Raw genomic sequence first — 25,399 nt, forward strand, 5'->3', positions numbered from 1 at the left:
GACAGGCCGTTAAACCGTTTTTTCTATTGCCGCAGTTTTGCAGCGCAACCGCGACGGCGCCCTTCAACGCTGGATGCAACGCGTATCAAAAACGCCGGAATTCGGAATATACGCGACGAATCAATGGAATAGCAAATAAAACGTGATGATCGGGACCCAATTATCAAGTTGGTGCATTGCGGCTATATTTTATTGGTGCCACATCAAAACAGTGCAAAAGAAAACGGCATGCGAAGATGCCGTTTCGATGCAGACCGTTGATGCGAAACGCTTTATTGCTGCTGGGGCGTCTCGCGGACCTTGCGCGGCCGCCCGCGCGGCAGCGGCGACACGCGCCGGTTGGCGGCCCGCGCCGCCCATTCCCGATACGTATCGCTGCCCAGAACCCAGCCCTTCAGCGTGGCCTGCTGAAGCTGACTGGTCTCGCGTTCGTCGAGCGGCTGCTCGCACAATTCGCGGTACGCACGCTGCCGCTCGAACGGCGTGTTGCCGAGCGACCAGTACAAGGGGTGGTCGGTGATCAGGCTGTCGAGCGTGAGGCCGATGTGATGGCGGTAGCTCGACCAGCGGTAGTCTTCCGGCGCGCTCACCAGCTGCGCGCGCACCGGACACATCTCGACCACGCGGCTCGCCAGCAGGAAGTAGCGCTCGCCTTCGATCACCGTGGCGCGGTAGCGGCCCTCCCACAAGGTGCCGCGGCGCGCGTACCGCCGGTTGAAGTGCGCCACGTAGCGGCGCCCCACCGCCTGCATCGCCTTCGGCAGGCTCGACTCCTCGGTGGGTGTGACGAGCAGTTGCACCGCGCCGGGCATCAACGCATAAGCGTGAATGGATAAGTGATGGTCGCGTGAAGCCGCTTTAAGACAATCGATGAAAAGCTCGTAGTCCTGGTCATCCACAAATGCGGGCTGCTGATCGAGTCCGCGAAGGATGACGTGCTGCGGCTGGTCAGGGACATAGAGACGTGCAAGCCGTGCCATGCTGGAGTATCCGATAGTCGCGTTGGTACATACCCGAAGGTCCGAAGAGCCGCCTGCGCCCGAGGTTCGGCGCAGCGCGGCTAAGCCAGAAACCGCGCGGGGCTTAGGGAGAAAGCTCTAACCGCCGCGTATGGTTTGTTTCAAACGTTGTCGTCATAATGAGCGAGCCTTTTTTGGAGGAGCACATATGAAATTAAAACAGGCCGTAACGGGGATCGCGGCACTCGCCTGCATGACAACGGCGGCGCACGCGCAATCGGCCGGCAGCTTTTTCGTCACATCGGGCTGGTTCCATTTTGCACCCCAATCGAGCAGCCAGCCGTTGACAGTGACAAGCATTGGCGGCAGCCCGACCAACATTACCGAAGCCAACACCGGCGCAACACTTAGTTCAGGCGACACGCTTGGCCTCACCGCCGGCTACTTCATCACCGATCACATCGCAACCGAATTCGTGTTCGGCATCCCGCCTTCCTTCGACCTGCAGGGCTCGGGCAGCCTCGAACAATTCGGCAAGCTGGGCCAGGCGAAACAGTGGAGCCCGACTCTGCTGCTCAAGTACTACTTCAATGCTCCGACCGCCACCTTCCGCCCGTATCTCGGCGTTGGTGTGAGCCGTATCTGGTTCACCGACGAAAAGATCACCAACGGCGTATTCCAGGCAAACGTGCTGCATGGTCCGACCGCCGTCACTACGGATAGTTCGTGGGAGCCGGTGTTTAATCTCGGCTTTACCTACTCGTTCAACCAGCACTGGTTTGCCGGCGCCTCGGTTTCGTACCTGCCGCTCAGCACGACCGCCAAGCTGAACACCGCCGCCGCGACGCCGGTCGGCACGCTGAACGTGCAATCGCAAACCAAGATCAAGCTGAACCCGATCGTCACCTACGTCAACATCGGTTACCGTTTCTAACGCTTCAGGAAATTTGGGGCCGTAGACCTAGGTTAGTCGAATTTTCGTGGCTTGGACAACGCCGTCATGCATCCCATGACGGCGTTGCCGTTTTGCGCGTGTATCCAATGAGCCGGATCGACGCGTGGCGGCATCGCGCGGCCAACGAATGCGCAACGGATGGGTATTTGTAAATTTGGCGCGAAATTGGGCCGGTGCATGCAATATCTGCTGAAGATTGGTCATGGTCGGCACGGCTTGAAAGGGCTGCGAGGTTTGGCACCGAAGTTGCGGCTACAAGGTATTTCCCGCGTCGCGAGGTGAATTTGTGTCTTCGTGACAACGCGCGGGACCCTTCCTCTCATCTACGGAGCGACTATGACTGCCCTTCCAAACACGCGAGACGCCCTTGGCGAATCCTGGACCAGCACTAGCCGCCGCGCGCGGCGGATTGCCCGCCACGGCCGCCACGCGGCCGAAGATATCGCCGGCGAACTGCGCACGCTCATGTCAGAACTTGAATCCACGCTGGCGGACGGCACCCATGCCGACGCCGTGGCGTTGCGCAGCAAACTTCGCCAGCAACTCGAGGTGGCCCGCACCCGGCTGAACGAGACGCGCGAGGCCGTGCGTGAACGCGCCGAAGTGACGGCGGCCGATGCCGACGACTACGTGCATGAAAACCCTTGGCAGGCCATTGCGATCGCCGGCGGCGTGGCGTTGGTTGCAGGCGTCCTGATCGCTTCGCGCCTGCGCTAGGCGAGCACTTTCCTGATCGGACGCCGGCGCCCGCCGGCTTTCGAGTCAGTTGTCTTCGATCACGAAGAGGCGCTGGTACTCCTTGACCGCGTAACGATCCGTCATACCGGCAATGTAATGGGCGATCAGGCGCGGCTGCTGCGCCGCGTCGGTGGACTGATAGCTCGGCGGCAACAGCCGCGGATCGTCCGTGAAGGCGTCGAACAGACCGACGACGACACGGCGGGCCTTGTTGGCCATGCGCATCACGCGGTAATGGCGATACAGATTCTTGAACAGGAAGCGCTTGAGAGCCGCGGCCTGCGCGGCCACCGTTTCGCTGTGGGCGACGAGCGCCGGCGCTGAACGCACGTCGTCCAGCGACGCCGGCGCGTGCCGGATCAGATTCAGCCTGGTGGCATCGATCAGATCGACAATCAGCGTATTGATGATGCGCCGCACCGTCTCGTGAATCAGCCTGCGCCCTTCGATCTGCGGATAATCGCGCCGCGCCGTTTCATAGTGCGTCTGCCATAGCTCCACCTCCGCGAGCTGCTCGACGGTAAGCAAGCCTGAACGCAAACCGTCGTCGACGTCGTGGTTGTTGTACGCGATCTCGTCGGCCACGTTCGCGATCTGTGCCTCGATGGACGGCTGCCGTCCTTGGAGAAAGCGCTCGCCCAGTGCGCCGAGCCGCCGCGCATTCTCACGCGAGCAATGCTTGAGAATGCCCTCGCGCGTTTCGAAGCAGAGGTTCAGGCCGTTGAACGCGCCATAGTGCTCCTCCAGATCGTCCACCACGGCGAGGCTTTGCAGGTTGTGCTCGAAGCCGCCGTGCTCGCGCATGCATTCGTTGAGCGCATCCTGGCCGGCGTGGCCAAACGGCGTATGCCCGAGATCGTGGGCGAGTGAAATGGCTTCGACGAGGTCTTCGTTGACGCGCAGATTGCGCGCCACCGACCGCGCGATCTGCGCGACTTCCAGGCTGTGGGTCAGACGCGTGCGAAACAGGTCGCCCTCGTGATTCACGAACACCTGCGTCTTGTATTCGAGCCGGCGGAACGCCGTCGAGCGGACGATGCGGTCGCGGTCACGCTGGAATTCGGTGCGCGCGCTGGGCGCGGCTTCCGGATAGCGGCGGCCGCGCGACTGCGCGGAACGGGCCGCATACGGCGCGAGATGCGCTTCGAGCGCCTCTTGCGTCGGCACGGCGATTTCCGCCGTGCCTGCTGGTTCATGCTTTACATCGTCGCCGCGCCTGTCAGTCACCGGGTTCTCCGAAACATGGGCGGCGCCTCGTGACGCTGGTGCGCAATGCGTTGCTGACGTGCCTCGCGGTGTCTAGACAGCGGCGGCCAGCGTGGCGTGCACCTCTGCGTCGGGCGCCTGGGTGATCAGCGTCTCACCGAAACGCTTCAGCAGAATGAATTTGATCGCGCCGGCTTCCGCCTTCTTGTCGACCCGCATCAGTTCGACATAGCGCGCCTCGCCCAGCGCGGGGGCCCGAATCGGCAAATGCGCTGCGACAATCACGTCGACCAGACGCTTGCGCGCCGCCTCGTCGAGATAGCCCATGCGCACGGACAGGTCCGCCGCCATCACCATCCCGCAACCGACCGCTTCGCCGTGCAGCCACTCGCCGTAGCCTAACCCGGCTTCGATCGCATGGCCGAAGGTATGCCCAAAATTGAGAATGGCGCGCAGCCCGCCTTCCCGCTCGTCCTGCGCGACCACCGAAGCCTTGATTTCGCACGACCGCTTGACCGCTTCCGCCAGCGCTTCGGGCTCGCAGCGATTGAGCGCCTCGACATTGGCTTCGATCCAGCCAAAGAAGCCCGCGTCGGCGATTGCGCCGGTTTTGATGACTTCGGCGACGCCCGCCGCCAGTTCACGCGCGGGCAGCGTGCCTAGCGCGCCGATGTCGGCGATCACGGCCTGCGGCTGGTAAAACGCGCCGATCATGTTCTTGCCGAGCGGGTGATTGATACCCGTCTTGCCGCCCACCGACGAGTCCACCTGTGACAGCAACGTGGTCGGCACCTGAATGAACGGCACGCCGCGCATGTAGCAAGCGGCGGCAAAACCGGTCATGTCGCCGATCACGCCGCCGCCCAAAGCGATCAGCGTGGTCTTGCGATCGGCGCGTGCGCCGAGCAGCGCGTCGAAAATCAGGTTCAGCGTTTCGAGGTTCTTGTAGGCCTCGCCGTCCGGCAGAACCACTGTGGACACCTGCTTGCCAAGCGGCGCCAGCGCGGCGCGCAGCTTGTCGCCGTAGAGCGGGTCGACGGTGGTATTGGTGACGATGGTGACCGAGTTGCCGGCGATATGCGGCGCGAACAGCGCGGTCTGGCCGATCAGTTCGGCACCGATATGGATGGGGTAGGCGCGCTCGCCCAATTCGACGTTGACGGTAATCATACGGTCCATTATGACGCAGGAGGTTTGGCGACGCCGGCCATCTCGAGCTGCATCAGGACCATGTTGACGAGTCCGTTGACCGACGGCCGGCCGGTTTCGATCACGAAGTGCGCGCATTCCCGGTATAACGGATCGCGCACCTCATAGAGCGCTTCGAGGCGCGCTTTGGGGTCTTCAGTCTGCAAAAGCGGGCGGTTTTTGTCGCGCCGGGTGCGCAGCCACAGGTCATGCGGATTGGCGCGCAGATAGATCACGAGCCCGCGGCTTTGCAGCGCTTCGCGGTTTTCCGGCCGCAGCACCGCGCCACCGCCAGTGGCGAGCACAATATTCTCGCGCCCGGTGAGCTCGGAAATCACAGACGCCTCGCGCTCGCGGAAGCCCGCCTCGCCCTCCAGCTCGAAGATCACGGGGATGCGTGCGCCCGTGCGCGCCTCGATTTCATGATCCGAATCGAAGAACGGACGATCGAGACGGCGCGCAATGGCCCGGCCCACGGTGGTTTTCCCTGCCCCCATGAGCCCTACAAAAAATACATTGGCGTGTGCGTCCCGCGCTTGCAACGGTGTCCTCTGGCTAATCCGGTATGGTTCGTGCCGCAGCTTACTGGCAAAGCGGCTGCCTTGTCGAGCCTGCGCGCCGCGGCGCGCACTTGCCCCTAATTTGTCTGAACGACGCGCGGCGTGATGAAAACAGCCAGTTCGCTGCGCCGGTCGCGATGAGCGCGATGGCGGAAAAGCCCACCCAAAATTGGTATTTTGCCAAGGACCGGGACCTGCGTCACATCGTCCCGGTCGTCGGTCGTATAAATCCCGCCGATCGACACCGTACCACCATCCTCGACTTCGACGCGGGTCTGCACGTGTTTGGTGTTGATCGCAGGCCCGGCGTCGGTCTGTTCGCCGACGCTGTCCTTGGCGACGTCGAGGTCCAGCACCACGCGGCCGTCCGGCATGATTTGCGGCTCTACCTCCAGTTTGAGCGTGGCGCGGCGAAACTGCACGCCGGACACGCCCTGGCCGACTTTTGCCTGATAAGGCAGCTCGGTGCCCTGCTCGACCACGGCTTTCATCCGGTCCGCCGTCACGACGCGCGGGCTCGAGACGATTTCCCCAAGCCCATCCGCCTCCAGCGCGCTCAGCTCGATATTCAGGAGCCGTGTCGCGCTCGCGGCGAAGAGTGTCAGGCCGGCGGTCGCGGCGTCGAAGCCGGCGATGGGCCGCGCCGACAAATCGTATCCGGCGCCAGTCCAGCCCCGCGTCGCACCGTCGGCGTCCGTGCCCGCCATGGAAAGCTTCACGCCGAGATTGCGCGAAAAACCATGCTCACCCTCGACGATACGCGCCTCGATCAGCACCTGACGGGTCGGCCGGTCGACCGACGCGAGCAGCGCCACGATCTGTGCAAGGCGCCCTTCGAGATCGGTCACGAACAGCAGATTGGTGCGCGGATCGGCCGTCGCGGCACCGCGTTTGGACAGCACGCGCTGGGCTCCCGAACCGGTCAGCAAGCGCCGCACGTCCTCCGCGCGCGCGTAGTGCAGCTCGAAAGTCCGGCTGGCGAGCGGCTCAAGATCGGCGGCCCGGGCGTGCGCTTCGAAGCGCTGCCGCTCGCGCGCCGCCAGATCCGCGATCGGCGCGACCCAGATCACGTTGCCGTGACGCTCCATCGCCAATCCATTGACGTCGAGCAAAGTGTCGAACGCGGTACGCCACGGCACCTTGTCGAGCCGAAGCGAGACGGTGCCACGCACTCTCTCGCTCGCGACGATGTTCAGTCCGGTGAACCTGGCAAATGCGTTGAGCACGGCGCCGAGTTCGGCTCGCTGGAAATTCAGCGAGATTGGTTTGTCGTCGGCGGCGAGGTTCGCGTCGGTGGCGCTGCGCGTAGCACTGCCAAGGCGCGCGAGCGGAGGCAGCGGGACCGGCGGGCCTTCCAGCGCGGTAGTGCCGGCGGCATCGTCGCGCGTTGGCCGGGCGGGTTGCTTGCGAAGCGGTGTGGAACCGTCGTCGTCTGCCGCGACTGGCTCGTCCGTGCGGGTATTGGCCGCCTTCTCACTCACCCGCGACGTGTCCACATCGTCCGCCGAATCCTGGCGAAAGGGATTGGGCACCTCGAGGGAAACCGCGCGCGGTAGTGGCGGTGCGCCGTACGGGGCATCCGGTGCGGCCACCGCGTCGTCGAGCGGCATGTAGGCGGGCAACGGCGGCAATGGTGGGGTTGAGGCCTGCGCAATGCCGAGGCCAAAAACAGCGGTGACATATAGACCGAGCCCCACCTTCAGGCTCGGACATGCACGCGTGCCGACACGCCATGACGCGATGGGAAATGGTTTCGCCAAGCGCATCAGGACGCCTCCGTCAACGCCAGAACGCGCGTTACGTTGCCATTCGCGAGCGTAATGCCAGATGCGTCGAGCCTCGCGACGCGCTCAGCGCCAATCTGCTGCCCTGACTCCACGGCCGTCGTGCCGTCCGCTGTATCGAGCAGAGCCAACCCACGCGTGCGATCGTGCAGCAGTCCGACGAGGCGCAGTTGCGAAACTTCAGGCAGCTCACCGGTCGCCTGCATTTGAGGCAGCGAGAATGGATCGAAGAAAACCATCTCTTCTTCGTCGTCCGAATCGAGGCTGTCATCGGCGAATGTGTCTGCGGAGGCCGTTGTGGATGCCGGCCGCAGCGTGCTGAACACGTCGAGCCTCGCGTGCACCAGAAGTGAAGCCGCGTCCCGCTTAACTGTCACATCCACGGGCACGATCAGCACGGGCTGGTCCTGGAGTCCGCGCAGAAACGCCATCAGGTGCGCGAAATCGGTGTGCGCGGTAAGTTGCAGCGGGCGCACGCTTTCAGCGCCTACGCCGCTGGCAGCACCTGGTTCCAGCGCCTGCAACGCGACACTATTTTGCGCGGCCAGTTCGGAGACGATGCGCACATCGTCCGCGGAACTCCAAGATTCGGGACGAGCGGGCGGCGCAGTGGCCGCCTCGCGGCGTAGTGCCGGCAATTGCGTCAGCGCCCGTCTCGCATTGGCAAGACGCTGGCTGCCGGCCTCCAGCGCCGCGCTGCTCGCCTCGACACCGCTGAGATCAGCCACGTTCCAGCCGTGAGCGCCAAGCATGAACACGCATGCGGCAATCAGGCTCGCGGCCACCCAGCGGCGGCGCCGGCTCCATGCTTCAAGCGGCAGGCGCGCACGCTTCATCCAATCAGAAGCGAAGGGCCGTGCGCCTGCCGGTGCGCTTGCCGATTCGTCAAACTCGAAAAAGGTCGTATTCATTTCGTACCTCTTGATAGTTCAGACTTGAAGGGGCGCTCCCCCGTGGACCCTGCCGCGCGAGCCGTTTTCTGCGCCGGCTCGCTCCACCGCAGATGCGCGCCGAATTCGACTGGACCCGTCACGCCTGACTGCGCAGCCGCGCCGCCACGTACAGCCGAGCGATGCAGGTCGCCCACCTCGGCCCCCTTAACACCAGGAACGGCGCTCAGGCGTTTGAGCCATTCGGCCGATGCGATATGCCCTTGCGAAGTCGCCTGCAGCTCCGTCGCTTCCTCGCGATGGCGCAGTTGCTGCAACACCACGCCGTCGCCTGGCTCGAAACTCAGTGCATCGAGGAGATCGCGCAAATGCGTGAGCGGGTCGGACAAGCTCCGTGCCCTCGCAGCATCTTCGCGTTGCTGGTCGCGCGCCCGCAGCAGCGTCGCGTGCTCGGCGAGCGGCGCCGACAGGTTAGCGAGCGATTGTTCAATCGACACACGCTGCGCATCGAGCCGTGCCCTCTCGACTAGCTGCCAGCCGGCCAATGCGAGAACGGCAACACAACCGCCGCACGCCGCGGCCGCCCATTCGAGCAGGACGCGGCGCCGTGCGAGCCGCGCGTTGCGTTGCCGGTACGGCAGCAGATTGAAGCCGCCAAGCCAGGGCCGGGCGGGGCGTGCGCTGCGCAATGGATGTGGCAGGTTCGAGCCCGCCGGATGCAGGAGGCCGCCCGTCATTCGAGCATCCCGCGCAACGCGAGCCCGAACGCCACCGCGCCAGCCGGCGCGTGCAGCAAAGACTCGCTCGAAGGCCGCACGAGTCCGCCAAGTGCTTCGCATTCGAACGGCAACACCGTGCAGCCGAGCACATCGGCGATATCCGCGACCGAAAAACCCACGCCGTCGAGCAGATCGACCTCACCGCTCAACAGCGCGCAGCCGGGCTCTAGACCGTTGCCCAAATCGCGCAACGCGTCGGCGAGATCGCTGTATTCGGGGGCGGGATAGCGCATTTCGCCGGCGATGCTCTCATCCACGATACGCCAGCCATACACGCCGTCCGTGCCAATCCACAACGCGACATAAGGCTCGTGCGGATCGAGTTCGCAATTCGCCGCGTAACGCATGGCGCGCAACGCCGCATGCGGCTCACCGTCGATCGCGGTCAGCGAGATACCGGCGCGCGCCGCGCATTCGATGCGCGCTTCGAGATGTTGCCGCGCGGTGGCGGCGATCGTCACCGAACGGACCTTCGAAGGCTTGTCGTCCAGATACCAGTCGACCGCAAGAGCATGCCGCTCGAGTCCCGCAATGCGCTCGACCTCGTCCATCACCGCCGGCTCAAGTTCAGCCAGTTGATCGCCGCCGTCGCACGCGCCACCGCTTTGCGCCGCGAGGTGCGCAAGCGGCACCGTCGTAGTCAAAGTAGCCGTTCCGGGCAACGCCATCGCGCATCGCAACGCGTGCGCCGCGCACTCGTGCGGCAGTTCGGCAAACGCGTCGCGCAACGCACGCGCCACCGCATGCCGATCGGTGATTCCTGTGCCGGCCATTGCGCCGACGGCAAGCGGCACGGAGCGCGCGTATTCGATACGCAGCGCGGCGGGCGGCCGCGAACGCTGACTGAGCACGACCAGACGCACGGTCTGCGAACCGACGTCGATCCCCGCAGCAAAACGCTGCGTACCGGGTTGCACTGCCTGAAGCCAAGATCTGTTGAACGCCATCACGCCCTCCTCTGACTCACGCGACGAACCATTCGAACGCGAGTAATGAGGAAGAATTGTGCGGACCCGCGCCGTCGCGCGACACTCGGCCAGATGGCTAACGTTGCGTGGCACGTGCCCTGCACGCCTTCAAAGCGTCTACAGTGAAGTCATTCCCGTGTGGCGCGCAGACTTGTCAAGAAGTGTCAGTAAGCATGCCGAAAGCTGAAAACCGAGGCAGCTATAATCGCGGGACTGTTTTTTGGTGCCCCTATGCAATCCACGTCTCCTACGTCCCCACCGCCCCCGCCGCAGAAGCGCAAGCGTCCGTTGTGGCTGACGCTCATCCTCGGCTTTGTGGGTCTGATCGTCGCAGGCATCCTGTGCGTGCTGCTGGTGCTCGGTTATGCGCTCGTCGTGGCAACGCCCAATCTGCCTTCGCTCGACGCATTGACCGACTACCGGCCCAAGGTACCGCTGCGCATCTATACGGCTGATCACGTGCTGATTGGCGAGTTCGGCGAAGAACGGCGCGACATCGTTCATATTCAGGACGTGCCCGACAGCCTGAAAAAGGCCGTCCTCGCGATCGAGGACGCGCGCTTCTACGATCACGGCGGCGTCGACCTCACCGGTATCGCGCGCGCCGGCATTGTCGCGCTGACCAATGGCCACGCCACGCAGGGTGCGAGCACGATCACCATGCAGGTGGCGCGCAACTTCTTCCTCTCGAGCGAGAAGACCTACACGCGCAAGATCTATGAGATGCTGCTTGCCTACAAGATCGAGTCGAAGCTCTCGAAGGATCAGATTCTTGAGGTGTACATGAATCAGATCTATCTCGGTCAGCGCGCCTATGGCTTCGCGAGCGCGGCGCGCGTCTACTTCGGCAAAGACCTGAAGGATCTGACGCTGGCGGAATCGGCCATGCTGGCCGGCTTGCCGAAGGCACCGTCCGCCTATAACCCGGTGGTCAATCCGAAGCGCGCGAAAGTGCGTCAGGAATACATTCTGCAGCGCATGTACGAGCTGCACTACATCAGCCAGCAGCAATACGACGACGCGAGCAGGCAGCCGCTCGTGGTCAAGGGCGCGGGCAAGGAGTTCAGCGTGCACGCGGAGTACGTCGCGGAAATGGTGCGTCAGATGATGTACGCGCAGTATCGCGAGGAGGCCTATACGCGCGGTCTGAACGTGGTGACCACGATCGACTCGGCGGATCAGGACGTCGCCTACCGGGCGCTGCGCAAGGGTCTGATGGACTACGAGCGGCGTCACGGCTATCGCGGCCCGGAAGCGTTCATCGATCTGCCGTCCGATGCGGACGAGCGCGAACAGGCCATTGACGACGCGCTGCTCGAACATCCGGACAACGGCGAGATCATTGCCGCCGTGGTCACCGCGGCGAGTCCGAAGCAGGTGCAGGCCACCTTTATCGACGGCAATGTCGCGACCATTCAGAGCGACGGCCTGCGCTTCGCGCAGTTCGCGCTCGGCCCGCGCGCGCAGCCGAATCAACGTGTGCGTCCGGGCGCGATCATCCGGGTCGTCAAGGATGACGACGGTAACTGGTCAATCACTCAGTTGCCGCAAGTGGAAGGCGCGTTCGTTTCCGTGGTGCCGCAAGATGGCGCGATTCGCGCGCTGATCGGTGGCTTCGACTTCAACAAGAACAAGTTCAATCACGTTACGCAGGCGTGGCGCCAGCCGGGTTCGAGCTTCAAGCCGTTCATCTATTCGGCGTCGCTCGAAAAGGGACTCGGGCCGGCAACGGTGATCAACGACGCCCCCCTCTTTTTCAGCGCGGCTGAGACGGGCGGCCAGGCGTGGGAACCGAAGAACTACGGCGGCGGCTTCGACGGTCCCATGACCATGCGCACCGCGCTGCAGAAGTCGAAGAACCTGGTGTCGATTCGCATCCTGAACCAGATCGGCACGAAATACGCGCAGCAATACATCACGCGTTTCGGCTTCGACGCGGATCGCCACCCGGCTTATCTGCCAATGGCACTCGGCGCGGGTCTCGTCACGCCGTTGCAGATGGCGGGCGCCTTCTCGGTGTTCGCCAACGGCGGCTATCGGATCAATCCGTATCTGATCGCCGAAGTCACGGATCAGCGCGGCATGGTGGTGGCGCACGCGCAGCCGCTGGTGGCCGAGCAAAGCGCGCCGCACGCCATTGAGCCGCGCAACGCCTACGTGATGAACAGCCTGCTGCAAAGCGTCGCGCAGCGCGGCACGGGCGCCAAGAGCAACGTGCTCAAGCGTACCGATCTGGGCGGCAAGACGGGTACGACCAACGATTCACGTGACGCATGGTTCGCGGGTTATCAGCACACGCTAACCGCCATCGCGTGGATCGGCTACGACAATCCGCGCAGTCTCGGCGACAAGGAAACCGGCGGCGGCCTCGCGTTGCCGGTGTGGATCGAATACATGGCACGCGCGCTCAAGGGCGTGCCGGACTACAAGATGCCGATGCCCGACGACGTGACTGAACTCGGCTCGGAGCTATATTTCGACGACTTCACGCCGGGGCATGGCTTCGTCGCCACCGTCGGGGTCAGTCAGGCAACGCTCGACGCCGAGGCGAGCAACGCGGCGGCAGCGGCAGCCGCGCCTCAGCAGGTCGGAGAACAGGAAAAGCAGGACATCATGAATCTGTTCCGCGGACACTGAGGCACCGGCGGCGTCTTTCAGAAAGACAGAACGGCCACGCTGACAATGCGTGGCCGTTCTGTTTTGGATGCTTCGCGTGAACGATTCAGCCGCGTTTGCGGCGCGGCGCTCGAGCGGCTTTTACGCCTCGAAGTGAACCGGCTCGCCCGCCTGCTGCGTTGCGTACTCCGACAGCGCGGCGAAAAACTCGGTGCCGTTGCGCGTGTCGCGCCATTCGCCATCGACGAAGCGGAAGTGGAAGCCGCCCGCTTTCGCCGCGATCCAGATCTCGCTCATGGGCGGCTGAAGGTTGACGATAATCTTCGAGCGGTTCTCGAATTCGAGGGTCAGGACATTGCCGCTGCGCTCGAGCTCGATGTCGGCGTCGATGCCGTCCAGCGCGCGTTCGATGGCGGCTAGCGCGGCTTCCGCACGGGTCAGGTATTCACTATCGGACATGCTAAACTCCATCGATTATTTATTCAGGGACGGTCATGCGAGTCGTAACTCGGATGCGCGCGGCGGCGCCCGGCCGCGCGATTGTAGCGGTTTTAGCCATTCTCGCAGGTTGTGCACTCTCCGGCTGCGGTCAGCGCGGCACGCTCTATTTGCCCGTCGTGCCACCCATGCCTGCCAAGCCGGTCGATCACACGCAATTGCCGCCGAACGATGCGCACCCGGCCTCGGATAGCGCCGCCAACATGAGCACCGTGCCGGATACCTCGGGCACGCCGCTTTCATTGGCGCCGGAAACCGAGCTCGCCACGCCGCCGGCCTCCGCGGCATCTGGTACGGCGGCCCCGCTGCCTGCTTCCGCCGTCACTCCCGCTCAATAAGACTTTCGCATGACTCGATCCGCTTTTGACTATGTCGACGGCGTGCTGCACGCCGAAGGCGTGTCCGCCGTCTCCCTTGCCGAGCAATTCGGCACACCGCTGTACGTCTATTCACGCGCCGCGCTCACTGCAGCATGGAACGCGTATGCAGGCGCCTGCGCCGGCCGGCGAGCAAGCGTCCATGTTGCCGTGAAGGCCAATAGCAACCTCGCGGTGCTGAACGTGTTCGCGCGTCTTGGCGCGGGCTTCGACATCGTGTCGGGCGGCGAACTGGCGCGCGTGCTCGCCGCCGGCGGTAAAGCCGAAAACACCGTGTTTTCCGGCGTCGGCAAGAACGCCGGTGAAATGCGCGAGGCGCTGGCCGCCGGCGTCAAATGCTTCAACGTCGAATCGATTCCCGAGCTGGATCGTCTGAATGCGGTTGCGGCGGAAATGGGCAAGAAGGCGCCCGTTTCGCTGCGCGTGAATCCGGACGTGGACGCGAAGACCCATCCGTATATTTCCACCGGCCTGAAGTCGAACAAGTTCGGCGTCGCGTTCGAAGACGCGCGCGCCACCTATCAGGCCGCGGCCGCCATGGCCAATCTCGAGGTGGTCGGCATCGACTGCCATATCGGCTCGCAGATCACCGAAGTCGCGCCCTATCTGGACGCGGTCGACAAGGTGCTGGAACTGGTCGAGCAGATCGAGCAGGACGGCGTGAAGATTCGCCACATCGACGTGGGTGGCGGGCTTGGCATTACGTACGACGAAGAAACGCCGCCGGAAATCGGCGAGTTCGTGCGCACCGTGCTCGATCGAATCGAAGCGCGCGGTCACGGCGATCGTGAAGTGTATTTCGAGCCGGGCCGCTCGCTGGTTGGGAATGCGGGCCTGCTGCTCACGCGCGTCGAGTTTCTGAAGCCGGGCGCCGAGAAGAATTTCGCCATCGTCGACGCGGCCATGACCGATCTCGCGCGCCCCGCCATGTACGAGGCGTATCACGCCATCGACGCTGTCGAGAAGCGCAACGTGCCGGCTCACGTGTACGACGTGGTCGGCCCGGTTTGCGAAAGCGGCGACTGGCTGGGCCGCGAACGCCTGCTGGCTGTCGAGCCAGGCGATCTGTTGGCGATTCGCTCGGCAGGCGCGTACGGCTTCGTCATGAGCTCCAACTACAACACCCGTCCACGTGCCGCCGAGGTGATGGTGGATGGTACACAAGTGCATGTGGTTCGCGCGCGCGAAGAGGTGAGCCAGCTGTTTGCGGGCGAAACAGTCCTGCCGGCGTAAACATCAGAAGCCGTGCTGCACAAAAAAGGCGATGCCGTTACCGGCATCGCCTTTTTCGTTTGCACGCTATCTATTCGCGAAGCGCATCACGTGCCGTCAACGCGGCTTCAGCCGCTTGTCGCGCACCCACACGATCAAACGCCAGCCGAGCAACGCCACCATGATCGCGCCATAAATCTTCGGCAAGACCAGGTCGTGCTTGCCCGCCTTCATCCACCAGAAATGCAGGATCGCGAGCACGCCGATCGCGTAGATGAACCGATGCAATGCTTGCCACCGGCGGCCGAGTTTGCGCACCATCGCGCGCGGTGAGGTCACGGCCAGCCCAAACAGCAAGACGAAGGCCGCGAAGCCCACCGTGATGAACGGCCGCTTCCCGATGTCTTTGACGATCTCCGCGAGGTCGAACCACTTGTCGAACCAGAAGTAAGTGGTGAAATGGAGCGCCGCATAGAAGAACGCGTACAGCCCGAGCATCCGGCGAAAGCGCAAGATTGCCGCAACGCCGGTGAGCTTGCGCAACGGTGTCACGGCCAAGGTGATGCAGAGGAACACGAGCGTCCAGAGGCCCGTCGAGCGCGTGATGAACTCGATCGGATTGGCACCCAGCTGATCGGTCACGCCGAACAACACAATGCGTGCAAGCGGATACAACGCCGCGATGAACACGGCGACTTTGGCCGGCACGAGCCAGCTCGCACCGGCCGCGGGCCGCTTCGAGGCGGTGGGCGTGCGCGCGTGCACGCTCGGCGCCTTGCGCTCGGTCTCGGTGACAGGTTGGGTGTCGAAAGCCATGATCGAGCCGCTCAGAAGTTCTTCTTCAGATCCATGCCCTGATAAAGCGACGCGACCTGATCGCCATAGCCGTTGAACATCAGCGTCTTGCGCTTGGGCGTGAAAAATCCGTCCTCACCGATTCGCCGTTCGGTTGCCTGACTCCAGCGCGGATGATCGACGTTCGGATTCACGTTGGAATAAAAACCATATTCGTTCGACGCGTACGTGTTCCAGCTCGTCGGCGGCTGCTTGTCGAGAAAGCGGATCTTCACGAGCGATTTGGCACTCTTGAAGCCATATTTCCACGGCACCACGATACGAACCGGCGCGCCGTTCTGATTCGGCAGCACCTGACCGTAGAGGCCCATCGTCAGCAGCGTGAGCGGATTCATGGCCTCGTCCATGCGCAGACCTTCAGAGTACGGCCAATCGAGCACCGGCTCTGAAAGTCCCGGCATTTGCGACGGATCGGCCAGCGTGATGAACTGCACATATTTGGCGTTGCCAGTGGGCTGCACGCGTTTGATCAGCTCCGACAGCGGCACGCCCATCCACGGAATCACCATCGACCATCCCTCAACGCAGCGATGCCGGTAAACGCGCTCCTCGAGCGGTGCGAGCTTGAGCAATTCGTCGATGTCGTACACCTTCGGGTTCTTGATTTCACCCTCGACGCTCACCTTCCACGGATGCGGCCGAAGTGTCCCGGCGTTATGCGCGGGGTCGGCCTTGTCGGTGCCGAACTCGTAGAAGTTGTTGTACGTGGTGATGTCCTTGTACGGCGTGATCTTGTCCAGCGCGACGAACTTCGCATTCGTCTTCGCCGCCAGCTTCTGCGCCTTCGGGTCTGGCGACGTGTAAGCCGCCAGCGCTTCACCGCTCACCCCGATCAGACTGCCGAGCGCCGCCGCGCCGGCCGCCTGCAAGACGCGCCGCCGGTTCTGAAAGACCCGCTGCGGCGTGATGTCGCTGCGTGCGATGTCATCGCCGATGATTTGAATTCGTTCGCTACGTTTGATCCACATCGTGCTGCTCCTTGCCGGCCCCTCAGTCTGTGCATCTTACGGGGTCAAATTGACGGTTGCTCCTCAGGGCGTGCGCCCAGCCGCTTTCATGTACGCAACTGACAAACACACCGGATGCCGCCGATATTCCGCCAAACCATAAAAAAACCGCCGGTGCGACGCACACGGCGGTTCTTAGTCGATTCAGCGCGACAGTTCTTACAGCTTGCCGTAGCTATGCAAGCCCGACAGGAACATGTTGACGCCCAGGAACGCAAAGGTCGTCACCAGCAGGCCGGTCAGCGCCCACCATGCCGCCACCGCGCCGCGCAACCCCTTCATGAGCCGCATGTGCAGCCAGGCCGCATAGTTCAGCCACACGATCAGCGCCCACGTTTCCTTCGGGTCCCAGCTCCAGTAGCCGCCCCAGGCTTCCGCGGCCCACAGCGCGCCGAGAATCGTGGCGATCGTGAAGAATGCGAAGCCGACGGCGATCGACTTGTACATCACGTCGTCGAGCACGTCGAGCGCCGGCAGGCGGTCGGCCAGCACGCCGCGCTCTTTCATCAGATACGCGACCCCCACCATCGCCGACAGCGCGAAGCTGCCGTAACCGATGAAGTTCGCCGGCACGTGAATCTTCATCCACCAGCTCTGCAGCGCCGGCACGAGCGGCTGGATCTGCTGCGCGTCGCGTGCCACCGAGTACCACATCAGGAAGCCGACGGCGGCGCTGATCACCAGCAGCACGAACGCGCCGAGCGCGCGGGTGTTGTAGTGCTGCTCGTAGTACAGGTAGAACAGCGCGGTGATCAGGCTGAACAGGACGAACACTTCATACAGGTTCGAAATGGGAATATGGCCGACGTCCGCGCCGATCAGGTACGACTCGTACCAGCGCACCATCAGGCCGACAAAGCCCATCACGACCGCGGCCCACGTCATCTTCGAGCCGATCGCGGCGCCGGTCGGCGAGCGCGACAACAAACCGATCCAGTAGAACACAGTGGCGAACACGAAGAGCGCGCTCATCCACAGAATCGCGGACTGGCTCGACAGGAAGTACTTGAGGAAGAACGCGTTGTCCGCGCGGCTGAGATCGCCGTGATAGATCTGGATGGCGAGCAGCGACAGCGCGGCGATCCCCACCATCAGCGGACGCACCGGCTTCCAGCGCCAGCCGAGCACTACGAACACCGGCACGGCGCAAACCAGCACCAGCTTGTCGTAGTAATTCATGAACGGGTAGTAGCGCGACAGCGCGAACCCCGCGCCCGCCACCATGGCGACGGCAAACAGCCAGTCGACGATGCCGAGGCGTTTCAGGAACGGCCGCTCGTCGAATTGCGCGACGTTGAGCGCGCCGAATGCCTCTCCCACGTGCGCCTTCTTGGGCCGCGAGGGGGATGAGGGTGAGGAAACCTGAGTCAAGTCCATGATCTTACCGGGTCGAATCTTGTGAGCCTGCAGACGGCGCGCCGGGCTTGCCGGAGGCGTCGGGTGCTTCAATGAGTTTGGCGCCCAAGGCGGCGCCTACTGCATCGCGTGTTTGGACAAATTCTTTTTCGAAGTCGAGCGTTTTGCGCGCGCTCGACATTGCCATCACGACGTTGGTGCCGTGATCGGTATCTTTAAGCCAGAACCAGAGGCGCCGTTCGCGAACGTAGAACATCGAAAAGATGCCCAATACGAGGAGCAGGCTGCCAAGATACACGACTTTTTTGCCCGGTGCGCGCGTCAACTGAAATACCGAAGCTTGCACCTGCTTGAATGAGTCAAGCTGTAAATAGACCGGCGAACCATACAAAAAGCTGTCGGATATCGCGTTGATCGAGCTCTGGATGAAGCGGCTCGTGTCCGTATTGGCCACCGCGTCGGGCTCGCCGAGCTGCTCGCGGGACAATTGCCACAAGTCCCAGGTCGAGCCTTCCAGCATGCGCAGAAGCAGGCCCGCCGCCTTTTCCTGCTCACCCTTGGGCACCGAATGGTCGATAAAGGCAGCAATGGCCTGGAAACCGCCAACCGTCTGACCATTCGGCATCTTGGCGCTATTGTCCGATCCGGCGAAAAGGGTCAATACGCGCAATGCACTTTCTTCAAGGTGCTGCTGCAGTTCGGTATTCGAGCCGGGCACCGAGCGCAGCGCGAAACGGTGAGCCGCCGCGGCGCGCATGGCCGGATTTTCAAGCGTGGCGCGCAGGTTCATCCATTCCTTGACCGTGCCGCCGCTGTCGGCGGGAATGCGCAGGTAGCGGAACGGGTCGTCCGGATTCACGCGCATGCCGGCGAGGAACATCTTTTCGCCGCCCACATCCACCGGCAGCATGTAGTTGTTGTACTCGCGCGCCTGGCCCTCCTTGTCGCGCACCTTGTACTGCACCGAGGGGCCGACGTTATGAAGGTCCAGCGGCTTCGAGGTCTTCGCACCGGAGCCGAGGCGCTCGTCGAACGCCTCTTTCAGCGTGCGATGCTCGGCGACACCGCGGGCGTCCGCCTGACCGTTGCCGTTCGAGATATTTTCGACGTTGATGGCGCGGAAATCGGTGAATTCCACCGTCTGGCCGTCGGCGAGCGGCGTAGCCGGGCTCAACGGCGCATTGCCGCCGATCGTGCCGCCAAACGGCGCAGTCTTCGCGCTGGCGCCGCTCATCGGGTAGGCCGTCATCTGCATCTGCGAGCCGCCGTCCTGGAAGCTTGACTGATAGATCGACACGCCGTCGTATTCGAACGGCTTGTTCACCTCGACCCGAGCCGGCACGCGCGCGCCGGTCTTATGGTCGACCACGACGATGTCGCTCGCGAAGAGCTTCGGCATGCCGGTCGAGTAATAGTCGACGATGAATTTGTTCAGCTCGATCGAGAACGGCAGGTCCTGGATGAGCGAGCCATCCGGCTGGTTCAGGATCGCTGTCGAGACGTGCTGCCCTTCCGGCACCCAGGCGTAGCCGCGAAACGTCGGGTTGGACTGCGAGAGCCGGTGCTCGGGCGGAATCTCGTTGATCACCGTGTTCGCGCGGATCGGCGATTTGTCGAACAGCCACATCTGCAGCTTGATCGGCAAATTGCTGTCGAGCAGGCCGCCCACACAGATCACCACGATGGCAAGGTGCGCGGAGATATAGCCGAACTTGGTCAGCGCGCCGCGCTTGGCGGCAATCAAAGTCGCGCCGTCGGATTCACGCGTCACGAACTTGTAGCCAAGCTTTGCGGAGAGTTTTGCGAGCACCGCCGCGGTCTGGGCGCGCGTGCCGTGCACCGCGAACTCGCCCTTATGATGGAACGCGCGCAGGCTGCCTTCGCGGACCTTGTCTTTCCAGCTCTTCGCGTCGGCGAGCATTTTCGGCGCATTGCGGATCACGCACAGCGACACCGACACCATCAGGAAGCCGAGAATCAGCATGAACCACCACGAGCTGTACACCGTGTACAGGCTCAGCGCGCGGAAAATGTCCGCCCAGAACGGGCCGAACTGATTGACGTAATTGGGATACGGATCGTCCTGCGTGAGGACGGTGCCGATGATGCTGGCGATCGACAGAATCACGAGCAGCGCAATGGCAAAACGCATCGAACTCAAGACTTCGATGACGTTGCGCACGATGCGATTGCGCGACTTCGACTGCAAACCCGACGTGGTGACGCTCATTCATACTCCGACTGAACAGCAAAAAAGGGTGAAGGGCTGTCGTAGTCGCGACGCCCTCACCCTTTTCTTGTTTTGTACCGACCTCGCCGGGCCGGTTGCACTTGCGTGCGGACTTCCTAATGCAAGCCCGCGATGTAATCGGCTACAGCCTTGATCTCACTGTCCGACAGACGCGTTGCAATGGCATGCATCGCTTCGTTGTTGTTACGTGCGCCAGGACCTTGCGTGAACGCGGTCAACTGCGCCACCGTGTACTCCGCCCACTGCCCCGACAGGCGCGGATACTGCGCCGGAATGCCTTGGCCGGTCGGTCCGTGGCAGCTCGCGCAGGCCGGCACGCCCTTGTCGGCAACCCCGCCACGATAAATCTTCTGGCCGAGCGGAACGGTGTCCTTGTTGTGCGCGTAGCCGGGCTTCGGCGTCTGTGCTGCGAAATATGCCGCGACGTTGACCATGTCCTGATCGGACAGTGCCGCAGCCATGCCCGCCATGATCGCATTATTGCGCGCCGGCTGCTTCGCACCTGGCTGCGTCTTGAAATCCATGAGTTGTTTGACGAGATACTCAGGGTGCTGGCCCGCCAGCTTCGGATACGCGCCACCGGCACTGTTACCGTCTGCGCCGTGACATGCCGCGCAAACCTGCACTGCGATTGCCTGCCCCCGATTGACGTCCGGCTTTGCCGGTTCTGCTGCTCGTGCCTGAATTGCCAAACCTGAAAGACCTGCCGCTACATGAAGCACCATCAGAGTCTTGCTCAGTCGATTCATTCGCATACCCTGTCTCGTCTTGTGGAGGGTTTTTAGAGGCTTTGCAAAATACGACGGCGACCGAGTGACCGCCAGGAGCCGCCAAGGCACGTGGGCTGGCCCCCTCAGGTTTTCAGTAAACCGTCGTATTGTACAATAACTCGCTAATCGCTAAGACGCCAGTCGGGCTTGACCCGTCCCCAATCCGGGTTCCCCGGCGTCTCGAATCCTGACCTCGCTCATGTCCTTCCTGCTCCACCAATCCCGCTTTTTCACGACCGTCAATCACCTCCGTGATCTGCCGGCCACCGCGCAACCCGAGATCGCCTTTGCGGGACGCTCGAACGCGGGCAAGTCGACGGCTATCAATATTCTGTGCAATCAGAAGCGGCTGGCGTTCGCCAGTAAGACACCGGGACGCACGCAGCACATCAACTATTTTTCGGTGGGCAAGGCGGACGAGCCGACCGCGCATCTGGTCGACCTGCCGGGCTACGGCTACGCGGAAGTGCCGGGCGCGGCCAAAGCGCACTGGGAAGCGCTGCTGTCCACCTACCTGCAATCGCGCTCGCAATTGCGCGGCATGATCCTGATGATGGACTCGCGCCGCCCGCTGACGGATCTGGACCGGCGCATGATCGAATGGTTTGCCCCGACCGGCAAGCCGATCCACACGCTGCTGACCAAGTGCGACAAATTGACTCGTCAGGAAAGCGTGAATGCATTGCGCGCGACGCAGAAAGGCCTGGCTGAATATCGCACCGCAGGTTACCGCGGCGAACTGACCGCCCAGTTGTTCTCGGCGCTCAAGCGCGTCGGCATCGACGAGGCGCACGAACTGATCGAAAGCTGGCTGATCCCCGACGCCGAGGGCACAACCACCGCCGCGGAGTAATTGAGACGGCTGGCGCCCGACAGGCAAAAAGTGCCATTCCAGCCGCCCATAAAAAAACCCGCCGCATTAACGGCGGGTCAAACAGCCTAATCGAAAAACGACAGGCACCCGCTCAGGGAGGAGAAGCGGGGAGGTCAGCGCAAGGCGCCTTGCTCGATCGGTATGATATACCATTGTCTCGAAAAGTTTCCGGCAGCGGTGGCAGGCGTCAATTGCCCACTCCACACATCCACGTTTCTTCGATTCAATATGAGCTTCTATCCGCACTACCGTCCGCGCCGCATGCGCCGTGACGATTTCTCGCGCCGCCTGATGCGAGAGAACATTCTCACCACCAACGATCTGATCTACCCGGTCTTTATTGTCGAGGGCACCAACGTGCGGCAAGCCGTACCGTCGATGCCGGGTGTCGAGCGCGTGTCGGTCGACCTGCTGATGGGCGTGGCCGAACAATGTGTCGAGCTGGGTGTGCCTGTGCTGTCGCTGTTTCCGGCGATCGAGCCCTCGCTGAAGACGCCTGATGGGCGCGAAGCGACCAACCCGGCCGGCTTGATTCCGCGCGCGGTTCGTGAACTGAAAAAGAATTTCCCGGATCTGGGCGTGCTGACCGACGTGGCGCTCGATCCGTACACCAGCCACGGCCAGGACGGCGTGCTCGATGAAACCGGCTACGTGATCAACGACGAGACGGTCGAGATTCTGGTCGAACAGGCACGTGCGCAGGCGGAAGCAGGCGTCGATATCGTCGCGCCTTCGGACATGATGGACGGCCGCATCGGCGCGATCCGCGAGATGCTCGAGAGCGAAGATCATGTCCACACGCGGATCATGGCTTATGCAGCCAAGTTCGCGTCGGCGTTTTATGGCCCGTTCCGCGACGCCGTCGGTTCCGCGACCAACCTGGGCAAAAGCAACAAGATGACCTACCAGATGGACCCGGCCAACTCGAATGAAGCGCTGCGCGAAGTGCAAGCGGACATCAACGAAGGCGCCGACATGGTGATGGTCAAACCGGGCATGCCGTATCTGGATATCGTGCGCCGGGTGAAGGATGAGTTCCAGTTCCCGACCTACGTGTACCAGGTCAGCGGCGAGTACGCCATGCTGAAGGCCGCCGCGCAAAACGGCTGGCTCGATCACGACAAGGTGATGATGGAATCCCTGCTGGCGTTCAAGCGGGCGGGCGCGGACGGCGTGCTGACCTATTTCGCGCTGGACGCCGCGCGGATCTTGCGCTCGCAGAAGTAGTTCGACGCGCCGCTGCGGCACGCGACGCGTGTCCGCAGGCGTAAAAAATGGAGGATGACTTTTTGTCATGCCTCCGTTTTTTATGCCCGCTGAGTGCGAGGCCTGTTCCGGTTATACGCCGGGGGCATTTGCCCGATCCAGACTGCGCAAGAACTTATCCGCCGACTCGTATCCGACAACGCGCAGAATTTCCCTGCCGCCCTGGTCGAAGAAAATGATCCCAGGCGGCCCGAACAGGCCAAAGCGCTTGAGTAGCGTTTGATCGTCGGCGTTGTTCGCTGTGACGTCGGCGCGCAGCAGGTTCATCTGCTTCAACTTTGCCTGGACTCGCGGATCGCTGAATGTGAGCGTCTCCATTTCCTTGCAACTGACGCACCAGTCCGCGTAAAAATCGAGCATAGCGGGCCGTGCAGCCGTTTTGACGGCCTGATCGAGTTCAGTCGAGGAACGCACCGCGGCGAACGTTAGATCGCTCTGAGCTGCCGTACCCGGGGGCGTCGACGCGTTGACGGCACCCTGCTCTCCGCCGCGCGCCGCCAACACAGCAAGCGGGCGCAGAGGGTCCGACGAACCCGCCGCCAGCCCGACCAGCAACACCGCTGCCCAGATCGCCAGCGCCGCGCCGATGCCTCGGCCGAGCCGGCGCCACACGGACGCCTCCCTCGCCGACGAGGAGAACAGCCCCAGTGAGGCCGCGGCAATCAACAGCCAGAGCGCGCTCAAGAGCATGGTCGTCGTGGCGCCGAGCACCGGCCAGACGATCCACAAGGCCGCCGCAAGCAGTACGACACCGAAGAACACCTTGACGCCGTCCATCCATGCACCGGCGCGCGGCAAGAACGTACCGGCACCGAGGCCGATGATCAGAAGCGGGACGCCGAGCCCAAGCCCCATCGAAAACAGCGCCGCACCACCGAGCACAGCGCTGCCGGTATGTGCAATGAATGCCAGCACCGCAAAGAGCGGAGCGGTCATGCAAGCGCCGACCACCAGCGCCGACAGCGCCCCCATCACCGCGACGGCAGCGAACTTGCCCCCGGAGCGCCCCGCCGACGCCCGCGAGACGCCGTCTTGCCAGCGCTGCGGCAGCGCGATGTCGAAGCCCGCGATCAAGGTCAATGCGAAAAGCGTCAGCAGCACACCGAAAGCGCCAAGCACCCACGGGTTCTGCAGCCAGGCGCCGAGACTCTGCCCCACCAGCGCGGCCGCGATACCAAGCACCGTGTACACGAGCGCCATGCCGATCACATAGGCCAAAGACAGCGCGAACCCTCGGGCACGGGTCACTCGCGCGCCTTCACCGATAATGATTGCGGACAGGATCGGAATCATTGGGTACGAGCAGGGCAGCAGGCTGAGAACCGCGCCGGCGACAAAATAGAGCCCGATGACCGCGAAGAATCCGCCGCCTTGCAGCAGCGACTGCGCATACTCAGCACTGGTCGCGCGCTCATACCAAGGGGTGCCGGAAGCTGCGGCAGACTGCTGCGCGGTACCGGTGGCCGCCGCGCTCACGGCCGACTGCAGCGCCTCGCCGCCCACGTGGTACACCCGCTCCATCGGCGGATAGCAGATGCCGGCGTCGGCACAACCTTGCGACGTCACGGCCAGATCAAACGCGCCACTTGCCTGCTTGATGGGAATCCGGATCGTCAACTCGTTTCGATACGTTTCGACGTTCTTGTTGAAGGTCTGATCGAACTTGACATGGCCAGCTGGCAATTGCGGCTCGCCGATCGTGGACGTGCCATTGCGCGTCGCAAAGGCGAAGCGTTCGCGGTACATGTAGTAGCCATCCGCGATCTTGTACGTCACATCGACTTCGCCGGGCTTCTCCGTCGCGCTGAATTTGAACGCGACAGCGGGATCCAGGAAATCGTCTGCAGCGCGGGCAAGCGTGCCGAACTGCGCGAAAACCAGGCCGCAGAAGACGAGGAATACGGCGCGCAGTGTCATGCTTGTGCGCCAGTCGAGACCTTTAAACATGAAGAGGACGATAAGTTTCAGCAGTGATCCACTGGCCATACGGGGCTGATGCCGTCGCTTGCCAGGAGAGGATTTCCGGCGTGTCGTAGGGATGGTGCGCCTGAATGTACTGCTCGAGTTCGTGCGCGCGTGCGGCGCTCGTCTTGAACAGCAACTGGATCTCCTGCGCTGTTTCGATCGTGCCCTGCCAGTGGTAGCTGGACTGCACCGCGCCAAGCTGGGTGACACAGGCGCATAGCCGTGAGGCCAAGGCATCCTCGGCAAGCTTCTGAGCCACGGACGCATCCGGCACCGTCGTCAGAATCAAGGTCACGTTCATGCTCACGAAAAGCTCCGGCATTGC

At 63.0% G+C, this 25,399-nt stretch carries 23 protein-coding genes; 7 read left to right on the plus strand and 16 right to left on the minus strand.

Annotated elements, in window-relative coordinates; all coding sequences use genetic code 11:
- Positions 1–272 precede the first annotated feature (272 nt).
- Entirely contained in the window at positions 273–980 is a 708-nt protein-coding gene (locus A6V37_RS04880; RefSeq protein WP_064267490.1) for a transposase, read from the minus strand.
- A gap of 187 nt (positions 981–1,167) precedes the next feature.
- Between A6V37_RS04880 and A6V37_RS04885 the strand changes: the two genes are divergently transcribed.
- Positions 1,168–1,893, plus strand: a complete 726-nt coding sequence (locus A6V37_RS04885; protein WP_064267489.1) for an OmpW/AlkL family protein — start codon at positions 1,168–1,170, stop codon at positions 1,891–1,893.
- A gap of 357 nt (positions 1,894–2,250) precedes the next feature.
- Positions 2,251–2,631, plus strand: coding sequence for an ElaB/YgaM/YqjD family protein (locus A6V37_RS04890; protein WP_064267488.1), 381 nt, complete (start codon positions 2,251–2,253; stop codon positions 2,629–2,631).
- Positions 2,632–2,676: 45 nt separating this feature from the next.
- Here A6V37_RS04890 and A6V37_RS04895 read toward each other — a convergent pair whose 3' ends face one another.
- The 7 genes from A6V37_RS04895 to pilM form a co-directional block, all read right to left on the minus strand.
- Positions 2,677–3,879 (minus strand): deoxyguanosinetriphosphate triphosphohydrolase, encoded by a 1,203-nt coding sequence (locus A6V37_RS04895; protein WP_064285821.1) that lies wholly within the window; start codon positions 3,877–3,879, stop codon positions 2,677–2,679.
- Between the two features lie 72 nt (positions 3,880–3,951).
- Positions 3,952–5,037, minus strand: coding sequence for a 3-dehydroquinate synthase (gene aroB / locus A6V37_RS04900; RefSeq protein WP_064285822.1), 1,086 nt, complete (start codon positions 5,035–5,037; stop codon positions 3,952–3,954).
- A complete protein-coding gene (locus A6V37_RS04905; RefSeq protein WP_064267486.1) occupies positions 5,037–5,588 on the minus strand; it encodes a shikimate kinase in 552 nt (183 codons plus the stop codon). Before A6V37_RS04905 ends, aroB begins: the two co-directional genes overlap by 1 nt.
- A gap of 95 nt (positions 5,589–5,683) precedes the next feature.
- Positions 5,684–7,372, minus strand: coding sequence for a type IV pilus secretin PilQ (locus A6V37_RS04910; protein ID WP_082902674.1), 1,689 nt, complete (start codon positions 7,370–7,372; stop codon positions 5,684–5,686).
- The gene (locus A6V37_RS04915; RefSeq protein ID WP_064267485.1) at positions 7,372–8,301 is read right to left on the minus strand and encodes a hypothetical protein; all 930 of its coding nucleotides are present in this window, start codon (positions 8,299–8,301) and stop codon (positions 7,372–7,374) included. The genes A6V37_RS04910 and A6V37_RS04915 overlap by 1 nt, the downstream gene beginning before the upstream one ends.
- Positions 8,298–9,017 carry a hypothetical protein gene (locus A6V37_RS04920; protein ID WP_064267484.1) on the minus strand — a complete coding sequence of 240 codons (720 nt, stop codon included), beginning with the start codon at positions 9,015–9,017 and terminating at the stop codon, positions 8,298–8,300. The genes A6V37_RS04915 and A6V37_RS04920 overlap by 4 nt, the downstream gene beginning before the upstream one ends.
- The gene (pilM, locus tag A6V37_RS04925; RefSeq protein ID WP_064285823.1) at positions 9,014–10,006 is read right to left on the minus strand and encodes a type IV pilus biogenesis protein PilM; all 993 of its coding nucleotides are present in this window, start codon (positions 10,004–10,006) and stop codon (positions 9,014–9,016) included. Before pilM ends, A6V37_RS04920 begins: the two co-directional genes overlap by 4 nt.
- 252 nt (positions 10,007–10,258) lie before the next feature.
- Between pilM and A6V37_RS04930 the strand changes: the two genes are divergently transcribed.
- Positions 10,259–12,664, plus strand: a complete 2,406-nt coding sequence (locus A6V37_RS04930) for a penicillin-binding protein 1A (protein WP_064285824.1) — start codon at positions 10,259–10,261, stop codon at positions 12,662–12,664.
- A gap of 120 nt (positions 12,665–12,784) precedes the next feature.
- Here the strand turns inward: A6V37_RS04930 and cyaY are convergent, their stop codons facing one another.
- Positions 12,785–13,102: an iron donor protein CyaY gene (gene cyaY, locus A6V37_RS04935; RefSeq protein ID WP_064267481.1), complete on the minus strand. Its 318-nt coding sequence runs from the start codon at positions 13,100–13,102 to the stop codon at positions 12,785–12,787.
- Between the two features lie 35 nt (positions 13,103–13,137).
- Between cyaY and A6V37_RS04940 the strand changes: the two genes are divergently transcribed.
- A complete protein-coding gene (locus A6V37_RS04940; protein ID WP_064267480.1) occupies positions 13,138–13,479 on the plus strand; it encodes a lipoprotein in 342 nt (113 codons plus the stop codon).
- Positions 13,480–13,488: 9 nt separating this feature from the next.
- On the plus strand, positions 13,489–14,751 hold the full coding sequence (gene lysA, locus A6V37_RS04945; RefSeq protein ID WP_064267479.1) for a diaminopimelate decarboxylase: 1,263 nt from the start codon (positions 13,489–13,491) through the stop codon (positions 14,749–14,751).
- 96 nt (positions 14,752–14,847) lie between these two features.
- Here lysA and msrQ read toward each other — a convergent pair whose 3' ends face one another.
- The 5 genes from msrQ to A6V37_RS04970 all read right to left on the minus strand — a co-directional run bounded on the left by msrQ (position 14,848) and on the right by A6V37_RS04970 (position 20,948).
- Positions 14,848–15,546, minus strand: a complete 699-nt coding sequence (gene msrQ, locus A6V37_RS04950) for a protein-methionine-sulfoxide reductase heme-binding subunit MsrQ (protein ID WP_064267478.1) — start codon at positions 15,544–15,546, stop codon at positions 14,848–14,850.
- An 11-nt stretch (positions 15,547–15,557) separates the two neighbouring features.
- Entirely contained in the window at positions 15,558–16,553 is a 996-nt protein-coding gene (msrP, locus tag A6V37_RS04955) for a protein-methionine-sulfoxide reductase catalytic subunit MsrP (protein WP_064267477.1), read from the minus strand.
- Between the two features lie 198 nt (positions 16,554–16,751).
- Complete coding sequence (gene ccsB / locus A6V37_RS04960; protein ID WP_064267476.1) at positions 16,752–17,969, minus strand: c-type cytochrome biogenesis protein CcsB; 1,218 nt, start codon at positions 17,967–17,969, stop codon at positions 16,752–16,754.
- Between the two features lie 4 nt (positions 17,970–17,973).
- Positions 17,974–20,178: a cytochrome c biogenesis protein ResB gene (locus A6V37_RS04965; RefSeq protein WP_064267475.1), complete on the minus strand. Its 2,205-nt coding sequence runs from the start codon at positions 20,176–20,178 to the stop codon at positions 17,974–17,976.
- 116 nt (positions 20,179–20,294) lie between these two features.
- Positions 20,295–20,948, minus strand: a complete 654-nt coding sequence (locus A6V37_RS04970) for a c-type cytochrome (protein ID WP_064267584.1) — start codon at positions 20,946–20,948, stop codon at positions 20,295–20,297.
- 220 nt (positions 20,949–21,168) lie between these two features.
- On the opposite strand from A6V37_RS04970, the gene yihA reads away from it, so the two are divergent.
- The gene (gene yihA / locus A6V37_RS04975; protein ID WP_064267474.1) at positions 21,169–21,822 is read left to right on the plus strand and encodes a ribosome biogenesis GTP-binding protein YihA/YsxC; all 654 of its coding nucleotides are present in this window, start codon (positions 21,169–21,171) and stop codon (positions 21,820–21,822) included.
- A gap of 249 nt (positions 21,823–22,071) precedes the next feature.
- Complete coding sequence (gene hemB, locus A6V37_RS04980) at positions 22,072–23,070, plus strand: porphobilinogen synthase (RefSeq protein WP_064267473.1); 999 nt, start codon at positions 22,072–22,074, stop codon at positions 23,068–23,070.
- Between the two features lie 111 nt (positions 23,071–23,181).
- Here hemB and dsbD read toward each other — a convergent pair whose 3' ends face one another.
- The gene (gene dsbD / locus A6V37_RS04985) at positions 23,182–25,056 is read right to left on the minus strand and encodes a protein-disulfide reductase DsbD (protein ID WP_064267472.1); all 1,875 of its coding nucleotides are present in this window, start codon (positions 25,054–25,056) and stop codon (positions 23,182–23,184) included.
- Positions 25,049–25,375: a divalent-cation tolerance protein CutA gene (cutA, locus tag A6V37_RS04990; RefSeq protein WP_082902676.1), complete on the minus strand. Its 327-nt coding sequence runs from the start codon at positions 25,373–25,375 to the stop codon at positions 25,049–25,051. Before cutA ends, dsbD begins: the two co-directional genes overlap by 8 nt.
- Positions 25,376–25,399 lie beyond the last annotated feature (24 nt).

Origin of the sequence: Paraburkholderia ginsengiterrae, assembly GCF_001645125.1 — a bacterium.
Classification (GTDB): domain Bacteria; phylum Pseudomonadota; class Gammaproteobacteria; order Burkholderiales; family Burkholderiaceae; genus Paraburkholderia; species Paraburkholderia ginsengiterrae.

Coding starts and splice junctions, on each gene's coding strand:
- A6V37_RS04880 (WP_064267490.1), bottom strand. CDS start 980: ATGGCACGGCTTGCACGTCTCTATGTCCCTGACCAGCCGCAGCACGTC.
- A6V37_RS04885 (WP_064267489.1), top strand. CDS start 1,168: ATGAAATTAAAACAGGCCGTAACGGGGATCGCGGCACTCGCCTGCATG.
- A6V37_RS04890 (WP_064267488.1), top strand. CDS start 2,251: ATGACTGCCCTTCCAAACACGCGAGACGCCCTTGGCGAATCCTGGACC.
- aroB (WP_064285822.1), bottom strand. CDS start 5,037: ATGGACCGTATGATTACCGTCAACGTCGAATTGGGCGAGCGCGCCTAC.
- A6V37_RS04910 (WP_082902674.1), bottom strand. CDS start 7,372: ATGCGCTTGGCGAAACCATTTCCCATCGCGTCATGGCGTGTCGGCACG.
- A6V37_RS04915 (WP_064267485.1), bottom strand. CDS start 8,301: ATGAATACGACCTTTTTCGAGTTTGACGAATCGGCAAGCGCACCGGCA.
- A6V37_RS04920 (WP_064267484.1), bottom strand. CDS start 9,017: ATGACGGGCGGCCTCCTGCATCCGGCGGGCTCGAACCTGCCACATCCA.
- pilM (WP_064285823.1), bottom strand. CDS start 10,006: ATGGCGTTCAACAGATCTTGGCTTCAGGCAGTGCAACCCGGTACGCAG.
- A6V37_RS04930 (WP_064285824.1), top strand. CDS start 10,259: ATGCAATCCACGTCTCCTACGTCCCCACCGCCCCCGCCGCAGAAGCGC.
- cyaY (WP_064267481.1), bottom strand. CDS start 13,102: ATGTCCGATAGTGAATACCTGACCCGTGCGGAAGCCGCGCTAGCCGCC.
- A6V37_RS04940 (WP_064267480.1), top strand. CDS start 13,138: ATGCGAGTCGTAACTCGGATGCGCGCGGCGGCGCCCGGCCGCGCGATT.
- lysA (WP_064267479.1), top strand. CDS start 13,489: ATGACTCGATCCGCTTTTGACTATGTCGACGGCGTGCTGCACGCCGAA.
- msrQ (WP_064267478.1), bottom strand. CDS start 15,546: ATGGCTTTCGACACCCAACCTGTCACCGAGACCGAGCGCAAGGCGCCG.
- msrP (WP_064267477.1), bottom strand. CDS start 16,553: ATGTGGATCAAACGTAGCGAACGAATTCAAATCATCGGCGATGACATC.
- ccsB (WP_064267476.1), bottom strand. CDS start 17,969: ATGGACTTGACTCAGGTTTCCTCACCCTCATCCCCCTCGCGGCCCAAG.
- A6V37_RS04965 (WP_064267475.1), bottom strand. CDS start 20,178: ATGAGCGTCACCACGTCGGGTTTGCAGTCGAAGTCGCGCAATCGCATC.
- A6V37_RS04970 (WP_064267584.1), bottom strand. CDS start 20,948: ATGAATCGACTGAGCAAGACTCTGATGGTGCTTCATGTAGCGGCAGGT.
- yihA (WP_064267474.1), top strand. CDS start 21,169: ATGTCCTTCCTGCTCCACCAATCCCGCTTTTTCACGACCGTCAATCAC.
- hemB (WP_064267473.1), top strand. CDS start 22,072: ATGAGCTTCTATCCGCACTACCGTCCGCGCCGCATGCGCCGTGACGAT.
- dsbD (WP_064267472.1), bottom strand. CDS start 25,056: ATGTTTAAAGGTCTCGACTGGCGCACAAGCATGACACTGCGCGCCGTA.
- cutA (WP_082902676.1), bottom strand. CDS start 25,375: ATGAACGTGACCTTGATTCTGACGACGGTGCCGGATGCGTCCGTGGCT.